Source organism: Staphylococcus sp. TCBT05 (assembly GCF_055179755.1).
Map to the genome: position 1 here is coordinate 276106 of NZ_JBUQDQ010000005.1, position 21376 is coordinate 297481.

At 32.6% G+C, this 21376-nt stretch carries 19 protein-coding genes and 1 pseudogene; 14 read left to right on the top strand and 6 right to left on the bottom strand.

What is annotated here, in order from left to right; all coding sequences use genetic code 11:
- The first annotated feature begins 99 nt into the window (after positions 1–99).
- Positions 100–999: a LysR family transcriptional regulator gene (locus tag ACY191_RS01225; RefSeq protein ID WP_229366764.1), complete on the top strand. Its 900-nt coding sequence runs from the start codon at positions 100–102 to the stop codon at positions 997–999.
- Positions 1000–1498: 499 nt separating this feature from the next.
- On the opposite strand, the gene ACY191_RS01230 is transcribed toward ACY191_RS01225, so the two are convergent.
- Entirely contained in the window at positions 1499–1768 is a 270-nt protein-coding gene (locus ACY191_RS01230; protein ID WP_042737753.1) for a hypothetical protein, read from the bottom strand.
- A gap of 65 nt (positions 1769–1833) precedes the next feature.
- Positions 1834–2274, bottom strand: coding sequence for a DUF805 domain-containing protein (locus tag ACY191_RS01235; RefSeq protein WP_186823873.1), 441 nt, complete (start codon positions 2272–2274; stop codon positions 1834–1836).
- 231 nt (positions 2275–2505) lie between these two features.
- Between ACY191_RS01235 and lepB the strand changes: the two genes are divergently transcribed.
- From lepB to ACY191_RS01250, 3 genes are all read left to right on the top strand, one after another.
- Positions 2506–3090, top strand: coding sequence for a signal peptidase I (gene lepB, locus ACY191_RS01240; protein WP_042737755.1), 585 nt, complete (start codon positions 2506–2508; stop codon positions 3088–3090).
- 201 nt (positions 3091–3291) lie between these two features.
- A complete protein-coding gene (locus ACY191_RS01245) occupies positions 3292–4485 on the top strand; it encodes a GTP-binding protein (protein WP_107579526.1) in 1194 nt (397 codons plus the stop codon).
- A gap of 331 nt (positions 4486–4816) precedes the next feature.
- Positions 4817–5329, top strand: coding sequence for a hypothetical protein (locus tag ACY191_RS01250; RefSeq protein ID WP_042737757.1), 513 nt, complete (start codon positions 4817–4819; stop codon positions 5327–5329).
- 101 nt (positions 5330–5430) lie between these two features.
- Here ACY191_RS01250 and ACY191_RS01255 read toward each other — a convergent pair whose 3' ends face one another.
- Positions 5431–5781: a zinc ribbon domain-containing protein YjdM gene (locus ACY191_RS01255; RefSeq protein WP_042737758.1), complete on the bottom strand. Its 351-nt coding sequence runs from the start codon at positions 5779–5781 to the stop codon at positions 5431–5433.
- A gap of 293 nt (positions 5782–6074) precedes the next feature.
- Between ACY191_RS01255 and ACY191_RS01260 the strand changes: the two genes are divergently transcribed.
- The 3 genes from ACY191_RS01260 (at position 6075) to ACY191_RS01270 (ending at position 9244) form a co-directional block, all read left to right on the top strand.
- Positions 6075–6698, top strand: a complete 624-nt coding sequence (locus ACY191_RS01260; protein WP_229366762.1) for a TetR/AcrR family transcriptional regulator — start codon at positions 6075–6077, stop codon at positions 6696–6698.
- Positions 6699–6731: 33 nt separating this feature from the next.
- Entirely contained in the window at positions 6732–7622 is an 891-nt protein-coding gene (locus ACY191_RS01265) for an ABC transporter ATP-binding protein (protein ID WP_229366761.1), read from the top strand.
- 83 nt (positions 7623–7705) lie between these two features.
- Complete coding sequence (locus ACY191_RS01270) at positions 7706–9244, top strand: ABC transporter permease (protein ID WP_267868233.1); 1539 nt, start codon at positions 7706–7708, stop codon at positions 9242–9244.
- A 315-nt stretch (positions 9245–9559) separates the two neighbouring features.
- Here ACY191_RS01270 and ACY191_RS01275 read toward each other — a convergent pair whose 3' ends face one another.
- Positions 9560–11056, bottom strand: coding sequence for an MFS transporter (locus tag ACY191_RS01275; protein WP_229366759.1), 1497 nt, complete (start codon positions 11054–11056; stop codon positions 9560–9562).
- 88 nt (positions 11057–11144) lie between these two features.
- Positions 11145–11981, bottom strand: a complete 837-nt coding sequence (locus tag ACY191_RS01280) for a MerR family transcriptional regulator (protein ID WP_229366758.1) — start codon at positions 11979–11981, stop codon at positions 11145–11147.
- Between the two features lie 379 nt (positions 11982–12360).
- Between ACY191_RS01280 and dcuS the strand changes: the two genes are divergently transcribed.
- The 5 genes and pseudogenes from dcuS (at position 12361) to ACY191_RS01305 (ending at position 18150) form a co-directional block, all read left to right on the top strand.
- Entirely contained in the window at positions 12361–13965 is a 1605-nt protein-coding gene (gene dcuS, locus ACY191_RS01285; protein ID WP_229366757.1) for a DcuS/MalK family sensor histidine kinase, read from the top strand.
- Positions 13965–14678, top strand: a complete 714-nt coding sequence (locus ACY191_RS01290) for a response regulator (RefSeq protein ID WP_229366756.1) — start codon at positions 13965–13967, stop codon at positions 14676–14678. The genes dcuS and ACY191_RS01290 overlap by 1 nt, the downstream gene beginning before the upstream one ends.
- A gap of 216 nt (positions 14679–14894) precedes the next feature.
- Positions 14895–16265: a 2-hydroxycarboxylate transporter family protein gene (locus ACY191_RS01295; RefSeq protein WP_042737768.1), complete on the top strand. Its 1371-nt coding sequence runs from the start codon at positions 14895–14897 to the stop codon at positions 16263–16265.
- Between the two features lie 50 nt (positions 16266–16315).
- Positions 16316–17500, top strand: a pseudogene (locus ACY191_RS01300) (NAD(P)-dependent malic enzyme).
- 170 nt (positions 17501–17670) lie between these two features.
- Positions 17671–18150 carry a GNAT family N-acetyltransferase gene (locus ACY191_RS01305; protein WP_119472638.1) on the top strand — a complete coding sequence of 160 codons (480 nt, stop codon included), beginning with the start codon at positions 17671–17673 and terminating at the stop codon, positions 18148–18150.
- A gap of 45 nt (positions 18151–18195) precedes the next feature.
- Here ACY191_RS01305 and ACY191_RS01310 read toward each other — a convergent pair whose 3' ends face one another.
- A complete protein-coding gene (locus ACY191_RS01310) occupies positions 18196–18852 on the bottom strand; it encodes an HXXEE domain-containing protein (RefSeq protein ID WP_042737770.1) in 657 nt (218 codons plus the stop codon).
- Positions 18853–19165: 313 nt separating this feature from the next.
- On the opposite strand from ACY191_RS01310, the gene ACY191_RS01315 reads away from it, so the two are divergent.
- A complete protein-coding gene (locus ACY191_RS01315; RefSeq protein ID WP_042737771.1) occupies positions 19166–19921 on the top strand; it encodes a zinc ribbon domain-containing protein in 756 nt (251 codons plus the stop codon).
- A gap of 4 nt (positions 19922–19925) precedes the next feature.
- Entirely contained in the window at positions 19926–21266 is a 1341-nt protein-coding gene (locus ACY191_RS01320; protein WP_229366755.1) for a TcaA NTF2-like domain-containing protein, read from the top strand.
- Positions 21267–21376: the final 110 nt, after the last annotated feature.

The following is a 21376-nucleotide window of genomic DNA, read 5'->3' on the forward strand; positions in this document are numbered from 1 at the left end:
TATATTTCCTTGACATAATTTAATTGTAATTAGATACTTGTCATAATTAAAATAAATTCTGATTATAGTAAATATTCAGAAAAATTAAGGGGGAATTGTTTGACTTTACAAAGATATGTAATATTCAATAAGGTTGTCCAATTAAAAACCATGAGCGAAGCAGCTGAATTGTTATTCATTACACAACCAGGACTGAGCAACTCTATCAAATCCTTAGAAGAAGACCTCAATTTAAAATTACTAAACAGAACACGAAGTGGTGTGTCTTTAACTCCAGAAGGCGAAAGAATATATAAATACACTTTACAATTGGAAAAAATTCAAAAAGCATTGATTGAAGAGGCTCAAAATTTAAATGGTTTTGAAACTGGCATTGTTAATGTTGGTTCTTTTTCAAGTATTACTGCAAATTGGCTACCTAATATTGTCAAAACACTAGAACACCGTTACCCAGGTATAGAAGTAAATATACATGAAGGTGACTATGAATCTTTAGAAAAAAAAGTACTATTAGGAGAATTAGATTGTTGTTTTAACACCCCATCAAATGACAGCCAATTAAACTTTATACCTTTTATAAAAGATGAATTAATTTGTATGGTTTCCGAGCATCATCCTTTAAGTAATTCAAAAATTGTTTCACTCGAAGACATTTCAATGCACCCCTTTATAAAACCCAAAAAAAATTGGGACGATGAAATTCGTATTCTATTTGAGAAAAGTAATTTAAAACCAAATGTAAGATACGAAGTTTCAGAGGATGGACCTATCATCGCCTTGGTCGAAGCAAATTTAGGAATTAACATTCGACCTAAACTAGTTTTAGAAAAGCATAAGTGTTCAAAAAAAATAAAGCTACTAAAACTAGAAGAACAAGCATACCGTATTTTAGGAATGTACATTTCGCATTCCCCAACACATGCTACAAATATTTTCATCGATATTTGTAAAGAATTGTATGCAGATCCAAATATGTCAAATAGCGCAGTAACTTATTGATTTCCATATATTTCAAAACAAGACTTCCGGACGTCTTATATTTTAAAGTTATAAGTGAATATTTCTATAAATTAAAACCTCCAGTAACCATAAAGGTTACTGAAGGTTATTTGTTTTGAAAATTTAATTGTTATGTATATGCGTATTTGATATTGTCGTCGACTTTTTATAATGATGTTCGATAATACCTAAATAAATACCATTAATCAGGGCAAATAGACTCCACAATATCCATTTATCCATGATTTCATCCACATTAAAGTATAGTATCAGTCCAACTATTATAATATTGAGAAACGCCAAAGCTTGAAAATTGAAAATAAAATTACGTATCTGTCTATTTCTAAACTTTCCCCATGTATATAATATGCCGTTCAATATCAACAGTACACTGTATATACACATAATTATGAATTGGTTTTCGGCATAGTCCCCAAGGCCCATCGTATCACTACCAATAATATTTATCATCGACACAATAAAAAAGAGTATTACTAAACTAATTCTGATCTTTCGCTCCCATTTCAATATCTTTGGAGCTTCCATACGTTAACCCGCCTTTGAATTTGATTATTTGTGCTTTTGATTTAACATTAACTACAAATTTTTGAATTAAATATTTTATTACAACAGATAAAACTACAAATATAATGAATGCCCCTATCTGTTGAACTACCTTAATATCAAATATAGTCATAATAGCAAGTATGCCCCATACACCGACACACCAAATAGCAAATATGATATTACCTAGATATGTTCTATTCATTTTGTCCTACCTTCATTCAAATTAAATTCATTCCCAATACAAATTACCAATTAAGTGACTATTAGTTATGTATATTTTGGATTTTCACCATATTGATTCGGTTCTTTTTGTCCACTTGTCACACAAAGTGCAATTGAAATAATACATAGTACTACAAAAATAACCATTAAGATGCCCCCTATTGCCATAATAATACTCTCTGGTATCGGTAGATTATTAATGCCTTGATAAACTGGACCAAATTCTAAAATACTAAATAGTATCGTTAGTCCATAAAGGACCGTTGCAAATTTCATAGTCATACCGATGTCATGATTACGTCTAACTGTTACAGTATACATTCCAATTGTCGTTGCTATATTAAAAATTATTGCTATAGTTAAAGCAAACCAATTGGGTATAGGTAACACGCTATTTAGTAATGAACCTACTATTGATACGATAATATTCATCAAAACTGGGTACCAAAACGCTTTACGTCTTGCTCTGTCATTAATATTAAACATATTAAGCCAAAACAACTTGTAATAATGAAACATAATTCTAATCCTTTCCTTATATAATAATGTTTCCTTCAGTTCATAATGATATAACAACAATTTACACAATACAATAAAATATAATAATTATATTTATCAAAAAATTATAAATGTTTATATATAGACTCTACACATTTTTAATAGTAGACTTTTCTTATAAATACAAGTAATAAAATTGATGAAAATAGGGTGGAATAGTTGATGAAAAATATTATTGAATGGATTGTTTCTATTGCAATAGGTGTAGCGGTTGCTTGGATTGTAACTGCATTTTTATTAACAGGTTACACGGTAAGCGGAAGTTCTATGGCACCTACGTTCGAAGATGGCGATAAACTTGTCGTCAATAAACTATCAACACGTATGAACACGATTGATAGAGGCGATGTCATTATTTTCCATGCAACGAAGAAAGATGATTATATTAAACGCTTAATTGGTAAACCTGGAGACACCGTAGAAAGTAAAAAAGACAAACTTTATATTAATGGTAAACTAGTAAAAGAACCATATTTAACATTAAACAAGAAAAATAAAATCGAGAAATACCTCACTGAAAACTTTGATGTATCAGATACAAAGCACTCCGGTGGTAAAAAGAAAATTCCAAAAGGTAAATACTTAGTCCTAGGAGACAATAGATTCGTAAGTAATGATAGTCGCAAGGACTTAGGCCTAATTTCAAAAGATTCTGTTGTAGGTAAAGTGTGGTTCAGATGGTTACCAATGAGTGAAATGAAATTTAGTTTTTATCCAAAATCATTCGACAAAGTAAATGAATAACACTTTCTATACGCGCTATTATAGAGTTTAAAGTATCCTTCCATAAATAATGGAAGGATTTTTTATGCCTTCTTTCTTTATCCTCTGATAATACAGCCATTGCAAATTATAAATAATTTTAACCTATTGTTATTTTAGAATAAGTATAATATAATCTATTAAATCGTAACGATTACGATTTAATAGATTAGGAGGATTTTTATGACTGAAATACCAGTAACAGTACTTAGTGGCTATTTAGGGGCAGGTAAAACAACTGTTTTAAATAATATTTTAAATAATCGCCAAGGCCTTAAAATTGCAGTTATCGTCAATGATATGAGTGAAGTAAATATCGATAAGGACTTGATTGCAGATGGTGGAGGTATTTCTAGAACGGATGAGAAATTGGTAGAACTATCAAATGGGTGTATCTGCTGTACATTACGCGAAGACTTACTTCAAGAAGTTGAACAGTTATGTAAAAAGGGTGACATAGAACAAATTATTATTGAGTCTACAGGTATTTCTGAACCTGTACCTGTTGCTCAAACATTTTCCTATATGGATGAAGAAATGGGTATTGATTTATCAAAATTATGTCGCTTAGACACAATGGTCACTGTTGTAGATGCAAATCGATTTATCAATGATCTCCAATCACAAGACCTATTAAATGATAGAGGACAAGGCGTTAGCGATGATGATGAACGTACAATTGCTGATTTATTAATTGATCAAATCGAATTTTGCAATGTTCTAATCTTAAACAAGACAGATTTAGTCAGTGCTGAACAGCTAGATGAATTAGAACAAATATTGCGCAAACTACAACCTGAAGCTAAATTGATTCGTACAATTCGTGGAAGGGTTAAACTATCAGATGTTTTAAATACGCAAAGATTTGATTTTGAAACTGCAAGTAGTTCAGCTGGTTGGATTAGAGAATTGACACATGGCGGTCACGAAACGCATACACCAGAAACTGAAGAATATGGTATTTCCTCGTTTGTATATCGACGAAGATTACCATTTCATGCAGAACGTTTTAATCATTGGATTGAAACAATGGGTAAGCATATTGTCAGAGCCAAAGGTATTGTCTGGTTAGCACAGTATAACAATGTTGCTTGCTTGTTCTCACAGGCTGGTTCAGCAGTAGAACTTCATCCTGTTACATATTGGGTAGCATCCATGGACGAATCTGCGCAACGTACAATTTTAAACGAACGTGAAGATGTACGCGAAATGTGGGATCCTGAATATGGAGACCGTAATACACAATTCGTCATTATCGGTACCCATTTGGATGTTGCACAAATTGAACAAGAACTAGATCAATGCTTATTACAGCATGATGAAATTGACATGAACTGGCACACATTGAAAGACCCATTTGGATGGGTATTACAATAAAGTACAATAACCTATAGAGTAATAAATGTTTAAATTATACAGCATTAATTGTTATTACTTTCAAATTAAAGAAACAGCCCTCTATTCTATGAATTAGATTAGAGGGCTATTTTTGATAGTAGCTTTATAAAACATTTTTGAATTTTAAAGTTAAATCTCTGAATTATATTTTTATTAATCTAACATATACTCTTATTAATAAAGCTTAATTAGTATTGACCGGTGTAAATTGTAATTATATTCTTGCCTTAGAAATACCATTATTAATTAAATTAAATATCATAAATCAGCGATCTCTTGAAATTTATTTATCTTTGAAAGGATGGTGCTTATGATTAAACTAACAAAGTATCAGGTTGTTTTAACTGTTTTATTTGTCATTATTTATACTGCGACTATTCAAATATCAGCTAAATCAATTTTAGAAAATAAAGTAGAACATATGCCAATAGATATACATATAAATTCCGCATTAGCCTTATTTTGGTTAAATATTTTAACAGTCCTTTGTGGACTCATTCTCATTATTTTTCAGTCTTTAATTTATAAAATCATCGTTGGCGTATTAGGTACGAAGCAAAAATTCTCTATTGGTTTAAATGTTTTTCTCTTTATAACTTCAATTTTACCAGGGGCAGTGATAACTGCTGTATTAACACTGCTAAACAATGGAGTTAGCGTTTCTCAAAATTTCTTAATCATAATCTTCACAATACTATTATCTGCAGGTTTATATAGTGTGATTTTGTGGTGTTTTTCAATTATTGATAAATCTAAAATTAAATTAGTATTTTTAATTATTACTATATTAAACGCTCTCGTTAGTTTATTTAAATTACTGTAAAAAATTCAACAACAATCTATTTTTTTCAACGCTTAAGAACCCCAAAAGCTAGATTCCATCTAACCTCTGGGGTTTAATTTGTATTTCAGTATACTAATAAATTATTTATTCACTTTTTTAACTACAGAAGATTTTAAACCAACTTGTCCAATACCTGGAACTTTGCAATCAATATCGTGACCATCTTCTGGATCTACTAAGCGAATACCTTTTACTTTAGTACCCTGCTTGATTACTGAAGACACACCTTTAACTTTCAAGTCTTTAATTACTGTGACATCATCACCATCATTTAATACTTGACCATTAACATCTTTAATTTCATTTTCCTCAACAGCAGTATCGTCTTCAGCAGACCATTCATGATTACACATTGGACAAACCAATAAATTCCCATCCTCATATGTGTATTCTGAACCACATTCAGGACAATTCGGTAATGTTGATTCCATCATCCAACCTCCAAAATATATTTTCTAACTTAATTTACCACAATTCATCTACTAAAAGATGAATTAATTTCATATATTTTCTTATTCTTTATTCATCGTTAACAAAAATGTCGAAATCCCAATATATCCATGTTTCATCCAGTCACTTTTCATTATTTTATACCTAACTAAAATTGTTATGTATTTAGACGCTATTTTACATTTTATATATTGACCACATTGGTCATTAGTTGTATATTATAAATGACCAAAGTAGTCATTTATATTTTAAGGGAGGTCTTTTTATTAATAGTTTGTTTAATAATCTAAAACCAGCTAAGCAAAGAACTATTGTAAATGCTGCTATTAAGGAATTTGTGAAAAGTGGCTATGACAAGGCATCAACAAATGAAATTGTGAAGAATGCTCAAATATCTAAAGGATCACTGTTTAATTATTTTAATAATAAAAAGGACCTTTATCGCTATTTAATTAGCTATAGTGTTCAAATTATAGAAAATATGTATGCGGAAATTGATTTAAGTGAAACAGATGTATTCAATCGACTCGAGAATATCGGTATGCAAAAACTATATATACAACAGAATCATCCAGAAATTTTTGATTTTCTAAAATCTATAAATAAGGAATCAGCAGAAGAAGTAAAACCTTATATTGAGGAAAATATCAATCTTATCTATAAGCATGGAAATGAAAAAATATATAGTGGCATAGACTATTCAAAGTTTCGTGATGATATAGATATTAACAAGGCAATAGAAATTCTTAATTGGACAATGTATGGTTTTGGAGAAAAAGCGATTCATCAAATCAATTCGTTTGAAAATTTTTCTGAATTTGGAAATCAGTACTTTAATGAATGGAAACTATACGCTCAAATATTAAAGCGAAGTTTCTATAATGAAGGCGAGCTATGATTAATCAAATCATTTTATAAGGGGAGAATTATTATGGAGGAAGTTGTAAAGATAAGTCATTTACAAAAAAGTTTTGGAAATTTCAAAGCTTTAAACAACGTTTCTTTTACAGTAAATAAAGGAGAAGTCTTAGGCTTTATTGGTCCTAATGGTGCAGGGAAATCTACCACGTTACGTATATTGTTAGGAACTATTAAACGTGACGCAGGAAGTGCAGAAATTTTCGGAAAAGATGTGTGGAAAGAGAGCTTAAAAATTCATAAACATATATCTTATGTGCCTGGAGACGTTGCATTATGGGGTAATATGACTGGCGGAGAAATCATCGATTTATTTATGAAATTACATGGTAATGGTGATACGGATAAACGTGATGAACTCATAAAACGTTTCGAGCTAGATCCTAAGAAAAAAGCAAAGGGCTATTCAAAAGGTAATCGTCAAAAGGTAGGTTTGATATCAGCATTATCTGTAGATTCAGATTTATATATTTTTGATGAACCTACTTCTGGATTAGATCCATTAATGGAAGTCGTATTTCAAGAAGAAGTGGAAAAAATTAAAAATAATGGGAAATCCATTTTATTATCGTCACATATTTTAAGTGAAGTGGAACGTTTAGCAGATAGAGTGGCTATTATTCGACAAGGAGAAATTGTAGAAAGTGGAACACTCGATGAATTAAGACATTTAACATCTTCAACGATAACACTAGAAACAGAAACAGATGTCACTAAGTTATCAAATGTTGAGGGCGTATTTGACTTTAAGCAACACCTTAATCAAGCAACATTTTCTGCAGATAATAAGCAGCTAAGTCATATTTTGAATGAAGCCGCAAAATTAGGTGTTAAGAAATTGGAATCTACACCACCAACTTTGGAAGAGTTGTTTATGCGCCATTATGAAAATAAAAATAGTTAGGAGGTGCATTTGAGATGAGTGAAAAATTTGCTCTTTGGCACATGCTTTTTTTACAGTATTTAAAGCGCGACTGGAAAAAATTAATGATTTGGGTGCTATCTGTTGCTATATTTTCTGCAGGATTTGTTCCTTCTTTTAAAGAAATGTCCAAAGGAAATGGGCTCATTGGTATGTTTGAAACATTACAAAACCCTGCGATGATCTCTATCATTGGCCCTACTCCTATAGAAACAGCGAAAGACTACACTTTGGGCGCGATGTACGCACATGAAATGCTACTGTTTTGCGGACTATGTTCAATGATTGTGTCCATGTTACATGTGATTAGTCATACACGTAAAGAAGAGGAATTGGGACTTACTGAACTAGTACGTTCATTTCATGTTGGGCGACAAGCAAATTCTCTTGCTGCTTTTATAGAAATCTTATTAGTTAACGTGTTAATATCGTTGCTTATATTTGGGATTATGATGAGCTTTAATGTAGATACAATTACCATGCAAGGCTCATTGCTCTTTGGCATCTCAATAGGTATGACTGGGATTATGGGAGGTAGCATTGCACTCATAATGTCTCAAATCATGCCATCCGCTTCATCTGCTACTGGTGCATCTCTTGGTATTGTAGGTTTATTATATATCCTTCGTGCCGGTACAGACGTTTCTAATATTGATTTGTCTTATGCTAACCCGCTTGGTTGGAGCTATCTTGGATATCCTTTTACAGATAATCATTGGTATCCAATCATCATGGCAACCCTATTTAATATGGTAGTCGTTATTATCGCTATGATACTTGAAGGCAAACGCGATATGGGTGCGAGTTATATACCTGAGCTAAAAGGAAAAGCACATGCTAAAAAATCATTATTGTCTATCCATGGCTTATTATTTAAAATTAATAAAACAGCAATTATCAGCTGGATTATTGCCTTTATAACTATGGGTATAGCTTACGGTTCAATTTATGGCGATATGCAGAATTTCATAGAAGGTAATGCAATGATTAAACAAATGTTTGCTAATTCTAACGCTTCCCTAGAATCTTCATTCACTAGTACGATAATGATCATTATGGTGAGTCTCGTAACGATATTACCAATTGCAATTGTCAATAAATTATTCTCTGAAGAAAGTAAATTTCGTTTTAGTCAAATCTTCCCTACTAAAGTAACGCGCGGTAGACTTTATTGGACCACGATTGGATTAGCATTATTGTTTATCATTATAGGTATTTTAGCGGTTACCCTTAGCCTAGGTGGAACTGCATTAACTGTACTGGATGGACATGTTGAGTTAAAGCTTATAGATTTTCTTGCCACTGGGTGCAACTATTTTCCAGCAATATTATTTTTCACAGGGCTAGCTACTTTGGCGCTTGGCTGGGCACCGAGACTTGGCAAATTAACTTATGCTTATCTTGGCTATAATTTTGCTATCAATTATTTTGGTGGTATTTTAGATTTACCTGACTGGTTTTCAAAAACAGCACTATTTAATTGGCTTCCTCAAATGCCAAAAGAAAGCTTTGAAATCATGCCATTTACGATTATGACTTTAATTAGTATCATCTTGATTATTCTAGGTTATGTTGGCTATAGAAATCGAGATTTAATTGGATAAACAATTTATTTGAAAAAAACGAACTAAACAATACGTTCCATTATAAATTACCAATCCTCCTATTTATAACAAAAACAATACACATAGAACTAAGATACTTTTAAACGCGGTTTTATAGGTAGTCATACCAGTCAAAGATGACTTCTAGGATAGTGTAATTAAATAACTGAACTAAGCAGATAAATGATTGTAAATATAAAGGCAGTAAATGAATGTATAAACTCATTTACTGCCTTGTTCATAGATTATATCTGTGCTGCCTTTTCCATCTCCTAAGTGTCAGTTTATTTTAACTAATATAATATCAACGCTCACTTATTCAATGACTGAAGTTTGTCGTTTGTTTTTATAATCTAATAATATCAATAGAATAATTGTTGCTCCTATAATCACACTACCAATCATCATAATAATGGAAAATGACTGATCAAATGCAAGTTTCCCTGCTGCAATCAATGGTTTGCTGATAGACTCTGGTTGCTGTTCAGCTTGAATCAAAGTTTCGTCAAGACTTCCTTTAGCCTTAGCCAAATCTATTCCACTATCTTTAAAGTTAAATGATAAGCTATAAAACATTGAAAACAAACCTCCAAGTACTGCGATACCTAATGATCCACCAAACTCAAATGACACTTCCTCTATAGATGCTGCCATACCTGAATTTTCATCGGATGTATTTGTCATTATAGCTGTAGATGCTAATGTCATGGCACCACCGAGTCCTAAACCTACTAGCATCAATGTAATAATTTGAATCACTAAAGAGCCATCAAGTATCCAATAGAACAAGATGATTCCAACCCAAGCAATCATCAATGTTACCCACTGTAACTTTATTGTGCCATACTTCGTTAAAATCATGCCGATACCTATTGCCCCAACTAATGAAGCTACGGCCATTGTCATCACTATTAATCCTGCTTGAAATGCTGTTAAATCTAATACAAGTTGTAGTCTCTGAGACAAGATATATTCAAATCCCATCATCGTAAATGCTGTAACAATCGCAACTAACGTCCCCACCGTAAAGTGGATATTCTTAAAGATTTTCAAATTAATTAATGGTTGTTGAACCTTACGTTGTCTCATAACAAATAAAGTAATCGCTATTAAACCAATCACCAAAGTCGTCCCTGCTATTATGAAATTCGGTCCTTGTTTAGTAACTTCTTTAATCGCGTAAACAACACTAATCAGCCCAACCATAATCTGTATAGAACTGATAACATCCCAACGTCCCGTCTTCTGAACAGGATAATTCGGTACAAATAAATAAGATAATATTAAGACAATAACCACAATTGGTATATTTATTATAAATACTGAATGCCAAGAGAAGTAGGCCAACAAACCACCACCAATTACAGGTCCTAAACCTGCTCCTGCAGCTGTGATTGCAGACCATACGCCTAACGCAAATGCACGCTCTTGTTCATCGACAAATGTACGTTTAATTATAGATAATGTGGGTGGCATCATTGCTGCTGCGCCTATCGCTAGTATCACTCTTGCAATAATTAACATCTCTGGTGATGTTGCACTAGCAGCTAGCACAGAGGCAGCTCCAAATATCATTAATCCTGTTAAGAACATACGCTTATGCCCCACATAGTCACCCAATGTACCTAAACCTGGTAATAACCCTGCCACGACGAGTGCGTATGCATTAACAATCCATAGTTTTTCCGTTGCTGTAGCATGTAAATCATGCGTTAGTATCGGTAGCGCTGTATATAATACAGTCATATCAATGACGATTAAGAATAGTGCACTAGATACTAATGCTAAAACTGTTGCTTTTTTAAATGTCATGTATACTCACCTGCTTTCTCTACAATAAAAAATATAAACTATACGGTTACCGTATAGTCAACAAGTGAGATTTATTTTTTTACAACTACTACAATAATGTCCTTTCAAATGAATCATTCTGTTTTACTGGTATACATATTTTTGTGACATATTTATCCGGTCCGTCTGTACTTACCTCATCTACAACATACTCTTCGTAACTATCACCATCAATTTGATAACCCTTCAGCTTTAAAAATGCCTTAATTCTCTTATGTGTCTTATATATCGTATCATCGTGACCTTCATGATAGGCAACAACGAACTGACCTGCTGCCCGCATATGATGCGCCTGATTAATACCATAATCTATCTTAATATAGAAATATTGATAGTCATCATAAATCCCATTCATAATATGGTCTTGAGAGAGCAGTGCGCCGATAGGGTGGCCGAAGTCTAACCGATTGTCTCGAATAAAGCGCATTAAAGCATGAGATGTCTCCTTCATCGAGTTGCCTGTAACACTTTCGCTAAGCAAATAATAACTTTCAGGCAGTGTAACGATTTCGATATTCGTGAAATCCGCTTCATTAGATTCTATTAAATGCTGTCTACGATTTTGAATTGATAATTTAAGTTGCTCCATCTCCTTTATCTGTCGGTCGATTTCATGCGCTTTATGCTCTAACAACTTAATCGTTTCTGTAACTGACCTATCATCTAAAAATGTCTTGATTTCAGTCAACGATAGCTGTAAGTCCTTTAATATCTCAATCACACTAAATATTTCAAGCTGCTTTAAGGAATAATAGCGATAGCCTTTGTCATTTCTATACTCTGGTTGTAAAATACCGATTTCATCATAATGGAACAGCGTTTGCTTTTTCACTCCACATAATGTTGCAAATTCGCCTGTTGTAAATATCGCCTCTGATACACTCATTATTTATCTCCTCAATCTTTCACAGATTCTATTCAATGTTTGAGAAAACCATTTTTCTCTCACAAAATAACATCACTACACTATCACAATAACTGCATTGTATTATTTTTATTTTAACTGATTTTTCAATGATAATAAAAAACTAACCTTTATAGTGACAATCTCTTTTAGTTTAATTAACTCGTTTCTATTGTAGTATTTCAAACCCTTAAATATCTTAATTTCCCATTTAAAGGTTGTAAAATTATAATTTTGAGATATTCTTATTTAGAAGAAATAAGTATATATTTAGTAACAATTTATGTAATAAATCAAATTTTTAAGAACTGATGCGATTTGACTTATATATTGTTTAAACATGGTTAGGATGGGAATTATTTTGCAAAAACGACAACTTAAACTTAGCACAATCATCATTATATACGTCTGTTTAGTAGTAATCTTTTCACTGTTAATCACCAGTCTACTAATCAGCAATACGGTACGAAATGCTGTGCATAAAACAGCCGAAGAAAAATCTGAAGTTATTTCACGCACCGTTGCACAATCAGATATCGTCAAGACTGGTTTAAAAAATAAACAAGACACACCTTCGATTCAAAAATATACTTCTGAAATACAAAAGGCTACAGGTGTCCAATTTATTGTAGTTATGGATATGCATGGTATCCGTAAATCACACCCGAATCCAAAACTAATCGGTGAGCGATTCCAAGGTGGCGATGAGACTAAAGCTTTACACGGTCACAGTACGTCTTCGATTTCAGAAGGAACGCTCGGTAAATCATTACGTTCATTTACTCCTATATACGACAGTCATGACAAGCAGATTGGTGTCGTCGCTGTTGGTGTACCAATGAAACACGTTAATGAGGCATTTGCCGATGGAAATAAGAAAATTTTAATCGGTACGGTATTAGGTATCTTGGTAGGTATTATAGGTGCCTTTCTAGTATCTCGTTATATTAAAAAAACACTGCTCGGTTTAGAACCTTCTGCTATAGCTAAATTACTAGAAGAACGTAATACAATGCTACAATCTGTGCACGAAGGTATTGTGGCTGTTGACCACGAAGGTAAGATTAATTTAGTTAATCGTTCAGCGAAAGATATTTTCCGTAAGGCAGGTCTTCCAGACAAAGCGATTGGCGTCAAAATTAATGACTATATGCAGTCTACCCAACTTCCGAAAGTATTAGAAAATGGTCGTCCAGAAGTCGATGAAGAACAAAATATCAATGGCATTAAAATATTAGTAAATCGTGTACCACTCTATGTGAATAACGAAATTGTCGGTGCAATTTCAACATTTAGAGACAAAACAGAAATCAGCCAATTATCTGAGCAATTAGTTGGTGTAAAGACTTATGCAGAAACTTTGCGCGCACAGTCACACGAATTTAGCAATCGCCTACATGTTATCTTAGGCATGATTCAAATGGAAAATTATAATGACTTAAAGCAATATATTTATGAAATAGTTGAACACGGTACCCAAGAAAATGAGAATATCGCAGTCAATATCAAAGATGCAGCCTTGGCTGGTTTTTTAATCGGAAAATTAAGCCTTGCAAGAGAACATAATATTGAACTTGAAATCATCAATCAAACCGTCATTCCAGAACCACAACATTCATATTTAACACACGATACGATTACAATTATTGGAAATCTGATTGACAACAGTCTAGAAGCCTTAACTACTGCTGAACTTAAGCACAAATCGATCGAAGTTTATTTACAATATAATAATGATATATTAACAATAGATGTGATCGATTCAGGTCATGGTTTATCTGAATCATCTGAGGCAGATATTTTCAAAAAAGGCTATTCTACCAAAGGAGATCATAGGGGGTATGGATTGTACCTTGTTAAACAAAGTATCGACAACCTTGAAGGCCAAATCACCCTCCAGACAAATACTCGAGGAAATACACACTTTACAGTAGTAGTGCCATATGCAGAAAAGAGGAATCAATAATGATACGAGTACTTATAGTGGAAGACGATCCAATGGTAGCTCAACTAAACAAACAATTTATAGAAAAAGTTGAAGGATACGATTTAGTCGACATTACACATAATGTAAAAGACGCTACTTCAGTCATCGAAACTCAACCCATCGACTTAGTATTATTAGATGTCTATATGCCAGACGAAAACGGTCTAACATTATTAACTTATATAAGAGAACATCACTATAAGATAGACGCAATTTTAATAACTGCCGCTTCTGATGCAGATAAAATACAAACAGCAATGCGTTATGGTGCAATCGATTATCTCATAAAACCATTTGAATTTGAGCGCTTTAAACAGTCGTTATTACAATATAAACACAAGCACCAATTTTTCAATGAAAATCAAAACTTTGACCAATCAACGTTAGACAGTAGATTATTTAATAAATCTGAAACAAAAAGCGATGGAACAGCTACCTTACCTAAAGGTTTAACAAAAGGTACACTGCAAGCTATTATCGATAAGGTAAACCACTCTGGCAAACAAACCTTTTCAACAGATGAAATAGCAGAAATTGCAGATGTTTCTAGAGTTTCAGTTAGAAAATATCTGAAATTCCTTGCAGATATTAATGTGTTAGAAGAATCACTAACATACGGCATTGGTCGTCCCGTATATCAATATAAATTCAGGCAAGATAATCTACATTATTTAACGCCCTATTTAAATTAAGATATTCGAATATATACCGTATGGGTTAAATTTTTATTAACCATAATTAAAAGCAGCAGTACCCTTGCAGACTATACAGCACCTTTATCAGTTGTGTACAAATGTAAGGTATTGTTGCTCTTTTTTTAATTACAAAAAGATTATTAAACTTTCATAAACTGTGCAATTCCCTTATTTAATCCTATGATATGCATATGATAATTAAGGGGGATTAATATGATTTCAAAAAGCGAAATGAAAGCGCTTACTGTTGATGGCGAAGAACAGGCGAAATATGACGTTCAAGAAGGTAAGTCAAAGGGGATTTGGGCTAAGCTCATGCAGATAAAGATTGGCGTCGTTCCTTTACCACTCTATGTTACATTGGCAGCCATTATCTTTGCTGCATCAGTTTACAATACATTGCCACCAGATATGATTGGCGGATTCGCAGTCATCATGATCTTAGGTATTTTATTAGGTGACTTAGGTAACCGTATACCCATATTAAAGGACATTGGCGGTCCTGCAATTTTGGCATTACTCATACCGTCCATTTTAGTATTTTTAAACTTGATTAACCCGGCATCAATGAAAGCTGTAACAACATTAATGAAAACTTCCAACTTCCTATATTTCTACATTTCTTGCTTAGTCGTTGGTAGTATCTTAGGCATGAATGGAAAAGTATTGATTCAAGGCTTTACACGTATGTTTGTGCCATTAGTTGTCGGCACACTATCCGCTGTAGGTATGGGTATCTTGGTTGGTCTTTTATTTGGATATGATGTTAAACATACATTATTCTTTATCATTGTACCAATCATTGGTGGTGGAATTGGTGAAGGTATCTTACCACTATCCATCGCTTACTCATCTATCTTAGGCCAATCCGCAGAAACATTTGTAGGACAAATGATTCCGGCAGCCGTTATCGGTAATATACTTGCAGTAGTTTGTGCTGGTTTAATGATGCGCTTAGGTGAAAAGAAAACACACCTATCTGGTAATGGTTCACTAGTAAAAGCAGATAAAGGTGATGATTTATTACAAGAAAAAGATGCGAGCGATAAACCTGTAGATTTTTCACTAATGGGAGCTGGCTTATTAATCGCATGTACATTCTTTATTGTAGGTACACTTGGACATAAATTTATTGGTATTCCTGGACCAGTTATTATGATTTTATTTGCAACATTCATTAAATGCTTAAGCTGGATGCCTAATAAAATGGAAGAAGGCGCACACCATTTATATAAATTTATCTCAACTAGCTTAACATGGCCACTCATGGTTGGTTTAGGGATGTTATATATTCCACTAGGTGATGTCGTTAAAATCGTAACACCAGCCTATGTCGTTATCTGTGCATCTGTTGTATTAACGATGATTGCTTCAGGTTATTTCGTAGGAAAACTTATGAAAATGTACCCAGTCGATGCAGCTATTGTTACAGGTTGTCATAGTGGTTTAGGTGGAACTGGAGATGTAGCTATTCTATCTGCCTCTAAACGTATGGCGTTAATGCCTTTCGCACAAGTCGCTACAAGAATTGGTGGCGTATCAACAGTCATATTAGCCACTTTATTATTAAAGTTATTCAGTTAACACAGCACAATGAATATAAAAGACTAAATAAGGATTAAGGAGTAATAATAATGTCAGTAGAAGAAGAAAAGTTAGACCCAGTTAAATTTCACGAACAACATGCAGGTAAAATCACAATCAATAGTAAAGTTGATGTCTCTTCAGAAGAAGATTGAAGTGTCGTTTATACACCTGGTGTTTCACAAGTATGTACAGCTATCGCAAATGATGAAACGAAGGCAAACACGCTTACATCTCGCGGTAATATGATCGGTGTCATCACCGATGGTACAGCTGTTCTTGGTTTAGGAGACATTGGACCTAAGGCTGCTATTCCAGTTATGGAAGGTAAAAGTATTCTATTCAAGCAATTAGCAGGTGTTGATGCTTTCCCTATTTCGCTGGATACTAAAGACACTGAAGAGATTATCTCAATTGTCAAAGCATTACAACCTAACTTTGCTGGAATCAATTTAGAAGATATTTCCGCACCACGTTGCTTTGAAATTGAAAAAAGGCTCATCGAAGAACTAGATATTCCTGTATTCCATGACGATCAACACGGTACAGCCATCGTTGTCTTAGCCGCATTAATTAATGCTATTAAAGTAGTTGAAAAGGAACACTATGACATTAAAATAATCATTAATGGTGCCGGTTCAGCTGGTATTGCAATTGCTAAATTACTGCTCGAAGCTGGTTATACAGATATAACACTTGTCAGTCTAGAAGGTGTAGTTTGTGAAGGTGAAACTTGGATGAACACTGCGCAACAAGACATTGCACAGCGCACTAATCGTACACATCAGCGTGGTAACTTAACTCAAGTCATTGATGGTGCCGATGTATTTATCGGTGTATCTGCTCCAAAAGTGCTTACCCAAGCACATATTAAATCTATGAATGACCAACCTATCATCTTTGCACTAGCGAATCCAGTACCTGAAATCTACCCAGAAGAAGCATTAGCTGCAGGTGCTGCAGTAGTAGGTACCGGTCGCTCTGATTTCGCTAACCAAATTAACAATCTACTTGCATTCCCTGGCATATTCAGAGGAATTTTAGATGCAAAAACTAAATATATCTCAATGAATACAAAAGTTGCTGCAGCGACAGCAATCGCCAGTGTCATCACGGAAGATGAACTAAACCCCGAGTTCGTTATTCCAAATGCCTTAGATCCTCGCGTTATCTCAGAAGTAGCCAAAGCCGTTCAAGAAAATGCATTAAAAGAAATCGCAATACCGACAAAATAATTTTTATATCATTAGCCAACGATTGAGTGACGTACTTCAATCGTTGGCTTTTTCACATCTAAATAAGCCCCTAACTCTTTATCTAGAGATTAGAGGCCTTTGCCGAATAATTTACGAATTAAATAGTTTCAACTATACTAGTTGAAAATCTTAATAATGAAGGTGATTATTTGAACATATCTGCAACAAACTCAGAGTCGGATGTCAGGACTATTCATGAAATAATGCTACAATCCTTTTCTGAGTATCAATATGATAACGTACCATCAAGTGCATTAAAGGAGACCATAAATACAATAAAAAATGCATTTAATAAAGGGGAATGTGCCTTAATAGCATATCAAGATGACAAAGCAATCGGTATGTTACGCTTTCAAATAGAAGAAACAGAATTATATTTCTATCGCCTTTCTGTACTCCCTATTTATCAAAGACAAGGAGTTGCAAAATCTTTATTAAATCATTTAGAAGATTACTGTATGAAGCATCAAATTTCTAAAATTAAATGTAAAGTTCGTGCTAACATTTGGAAAAACATTAATCTCTATAAACAAAGTGGTTACCATATTTATAAGCAAGAACAAATCTATAAAGATACCTCACATCCGTTAACCATTGTTTCCATGTTTAAACCATTAGATAATTTCTAATAAATATGCCCCTAACTCTTTATCTAGAGATTAGGGGCCTTTACTTTATCCTTTTTTAAATTTAGCAAATTCCAATACTTTATTATACCGTTCATGTTGCCAGTCAGAAATGACATATTGCGACTTTCTACTTTTCAACTTCTCAAATGGCAAAGTAATAGTTAAAAAGACCGCTATGAAATAGACTAAAATCGCTAAAATCCATGTAACAAAATTGACTAGATGAAAATGATGAACGTAATAGACATAATAAATACTTATTGGTAAAAAGAATACCACACTAGACACAAGCCCAGGATTATACCAAGTGCCTAGTGCCCTATTTATTGAATAACCATGTCCAAAAAACTGCATTAAATTAAATATCATAGTCGCTAATCCTAACCAAATAAGTTGAGGAAATATTAAAGCGCATATATAAAGAACATATACACTCATATTGACGACAAATGTCGACAAAGTATTTCCTGGGTAATGGCTAAAATCAACTTCTTCTCTGAAACTTGCTTTATTAACTACAATAGGTGCCCCGCCAGGATAAACAAATTCTTCAAATTGATGTATAGCTAACGCAATTATGCTAAACATCAATATCATTTGCAGTCCATCTAAACGTTGATAACCCCAAAAAACCATATATAAACTAAGTATAACCACAACGAACACAGTAAGGTATTGCCAATAATTGCTGATAAATTTCATGTTCTCTCTCCAAGCACCAAGTATATTTAACTAATTTTTAAATACACAAAGAAATTAATACTTTATGTAATTTATAATTTCAAATTAAGTTATCTATACCACTTTTGTAATAAAAGAAAACAACAATGGCTTTTTACTTAGATTTTGTCAATTTGCAGTGTACTCATTTTGTTTCAAATAAAAAAACATATGCCGCAACATAACATTTTAATTTTAATACTAGTAAATTGATTGTATTTTCTAAAAATTCTATAAAATTTTACAAAAAAATATGGTAAACTTTAAATAAACTTAAAAATAAGGAGTGTTTACAATGCATTGCTCAAATTGCGGCTCATTAGTAAGTAAAAATGATCGTTTTTGTGGAGAATGTGGTAATCAACTACAAACCAATTCTCAATCCCCTGAATCATCAAATAATAACAACGAAAGAGTAGAGATATTTAAGCAAAATGTTACTCAGTATTCAAGTAATATTTTTGCTGAGGGTAAGCGGTTTTTCCAATCTGTATTTACAAAATTAGATTCAGAAATTGAAAGTACGAGGACCTTCTCATATAAATTTATAGCAACCCTTTTAGGTATTGGCTTAATTTTATTGCTTATTTTCACTTCTATCTTAATCCCTACTGAGATAAGTTATCTTGGTATTTCAAAAGGATCTATCGTTGCAAAAATATTCTTCTTTGTAATTATCGCATTAGTAGTTCTCTTTGCAATTACGGTTGGTATTAATAAAATTTTAAATATTAAAACAACCATCCATAAAACTTTATCTGATTTCATTGCATTTAATACATATGCTACATTGTTATTTTTTATCGGTGCAATTTTCCTGTTAATACAAGTACCTAGCTTTGCTATTTTCTTAATTATTGTCAGTTTATTACTATTTATTATTTCTCCAATTTATTTATTCGCTAAATACAGTTCATCAAGTAACTTACGTATTCCTGTCGTATATGGAATTTTAATTTATTTTATTATCATCGCAATTATTATAAGAATAATAGTTGAAAGTAGTATTTCAAGTACAATAGATCTTTTCCAATCATATTTAGGAGTTTAAACAGATGAATTATTGTAGAAACTGTGGCGCAAAAGTAAAAGACCACCAAAAAAACTGTACCAATTGTGGAAAATCTTTAGAAGATAATAAGCAAATTAACAAAAGCAATAAAAGTAATAAAAAAACTTTAATCATTGTTGGTGTAATCGTTATTATATTAATTTTGTTTTTCGTATTATTTAAAATTATTGAATCAACATTATCTCCAACAAACCAAGCGAAAGCAGTTGCTCAGGATTTAAAAAAGGGTAACACTAACAACTTAGCAAAAGATTTAGAATTTAATGGAAGAAATTTAAATAAAACAGAATCTAAAGCACTATACAAATATATTGAAGAAACAGATAGTCCAGATCGAATTGCAAATGAAATTGAAAGTAATGTTAAAAGCATGAAAGAAAACAAAACTGGTATTGCTTCAGTAAGTGCAAATGATACTGAAATTATTAACATAAGAAAAAATGGTAAGAAGTATGGAATTTTCAATAACTATGACTTCACTGTTGGTAAACAAAGTGTGAAAATCGACCCTGATAGCAACAGTACAATCGAATACAAATATAATAACAAAGACCATAAAATCAAATTATCGCAAGATGAAGAAAAGGTTTTTGCCACACTACCAATCGGTGATTATAAACTTAAAGCAAAGAAAACGATAGGCAAAGATACATTTGATGGCTATATTGTTATTAAAATGTCTGATGATGATACTGTAAGTGAAGATTTCAACGAAAAATATTTAGATATTAATATCAATGATGATGCAATAAATGATAGTTCAAAAATATACTTATATGTAAACAACAAGAAAGTATCAACTTATGATGCATATGATGATTATCTTTATGGCCCCTATAAACCAGATGCTAAATTAAATGTCTTTGCACAAACAACAGTTGATGGCAAAACATTTAAAACAAACTCCGTAGAAGCACCTGCATTAGAAAAAGGTAAAAAAACAGTGCCTGTTAAATTGAAGTTTAATAAAGATCAAATTGAAAAACATCAAAAGAATGCCGACATAAAAGAAGATGTTCAAACCTTTATGGAAGATTATACAGACGCTTTAAATGAAGCATATGAGGAAGAAGAATTTTCTTATGTATCTAGTTACTTTAAGAGTGATTCTAAAGCAGCTGATCATATAGAAGACAGAGTTGAATCTGGAGATGATGTTGAATATTCAGATCCTAAAGTAACCAAGTACAGTAAAAATGGAGACACCGTAACGATTGAAACTGAGAAAAAAGATAAATCAGGAAATACAATTCGTTCACAATACGTCCTTGACTATGATGATCTACTCTCCGACTTTGAAATTAAAAGTTATACAGATATTTAATAAACAATAAATTTGAAACATAAATATCACTTATTATATAAAAACGCCAATCTATTTAAAATAGCAATTGGCGTTTTTATTTTAACTTGTCCACAATAATCTGCCTATCA

Excerpts from the sequence above, each read along its gene's own strand:
- ACY191_RS01230 (WP_042737753.1), bottom strand. The coding sequence starts at position 1,768 with ATGAATAGAACATATCTAGGTAATATCATATTTGCTATTTGGTGTGTC.
- ACY191_RS01235 (WP_186823873.1), bottom strand. The coding sequence starts at position 2,274 with ATGTTTAATATTAATGACAGAGCAAGACGTAAAGCGTTTTGGTACCCA.
- ACY191_RS01245 (WP_107579526.1), top strand. The coding sequence starts at position 3,292 with ATGACTGAAATACCAGTAACAGTACTTAGTGGCTATTTAGGGGCAGGT.
- ACY191_RS01250 (WP_042737757.1), top strand. The coding sequence starts at position 4,817 with ATGATTAAACTAACAAAGTATCAGGTTGTTTTAACTGTTTTATTTGTC.
- ACY191_RS01255 (WP_042737758.1), bottom strand. The coding sequence starts at position 5,781 with ATGGAATCAACATTACCGAATTGTCCTGAATGTGGTTCAGAATACACA.
- ACY191_RS01265 (WP_229366761.1), top strand. The coding sequence starts at position 6,732 with ATGGAGGAAGTTGTAAAGATAAGTCATTTACAAAAAAGTTTTGGAAAT.
- ACY191_RS01270 (WP_267868233.1), top strand. The coding sequence starts at position 7,706 with ATGATTTGGGTGCTATCTGTTGCTATATTTTCTGCAGGATTTGTTCCT.
- ACY191_RS01275 (WP_229366759.1), bottom strand. The coding sequence starts at position 11,056 with ATGACATTTAAAAAAGCAACAGTTTTAGCATTAGTATCTAGTGCACTA.
- ACY191_RS01280 (WP_229366758.1), bottom strand. The coding sequence starts at position 11,981 with ATGAGTGTATCAGAGGCGATATTTACAACAGGCGAATTTGCAACATTA.
- ACY191_RS01290 (WP_229366756.1), top strand. The coding sequence starts at position 13,965 with ATGATACGAGTACTTATAGTGGAAGACGATCCAATGGTAGCTCAACTA.
- ACY191_RS01295 (WP_042737768.1), top strand. The coding sequence starts at position 14,895 with ATGATTTCAAAAAGCGAAATGAAAGCGCTTACTGTTGATGGCGAAGAA.
- ACY191_RS01310 (WP_042737770.1), bottom strand. The coding sequence starts at position 18,852 with ATGAAATTTATCAGCAATTATTGGCAATACCTTACTGTGTTCGTTGTG.
- ACY191_RS01315 (WP_042737771.1), top strand. The coding sequence starts at position 19,166 with ATGCATTGCTCAAATTGCGGCTCATTAGTAAGTAAAAATGATCGTTTT.
- ACY191_RS01320 (WP_229366755.1), top strand. The coding sequence starts at position 19,926 with ATGAATTATTGTAGAAACTGTGGCGCAAAAGTAAAAGACCACCAAAAA.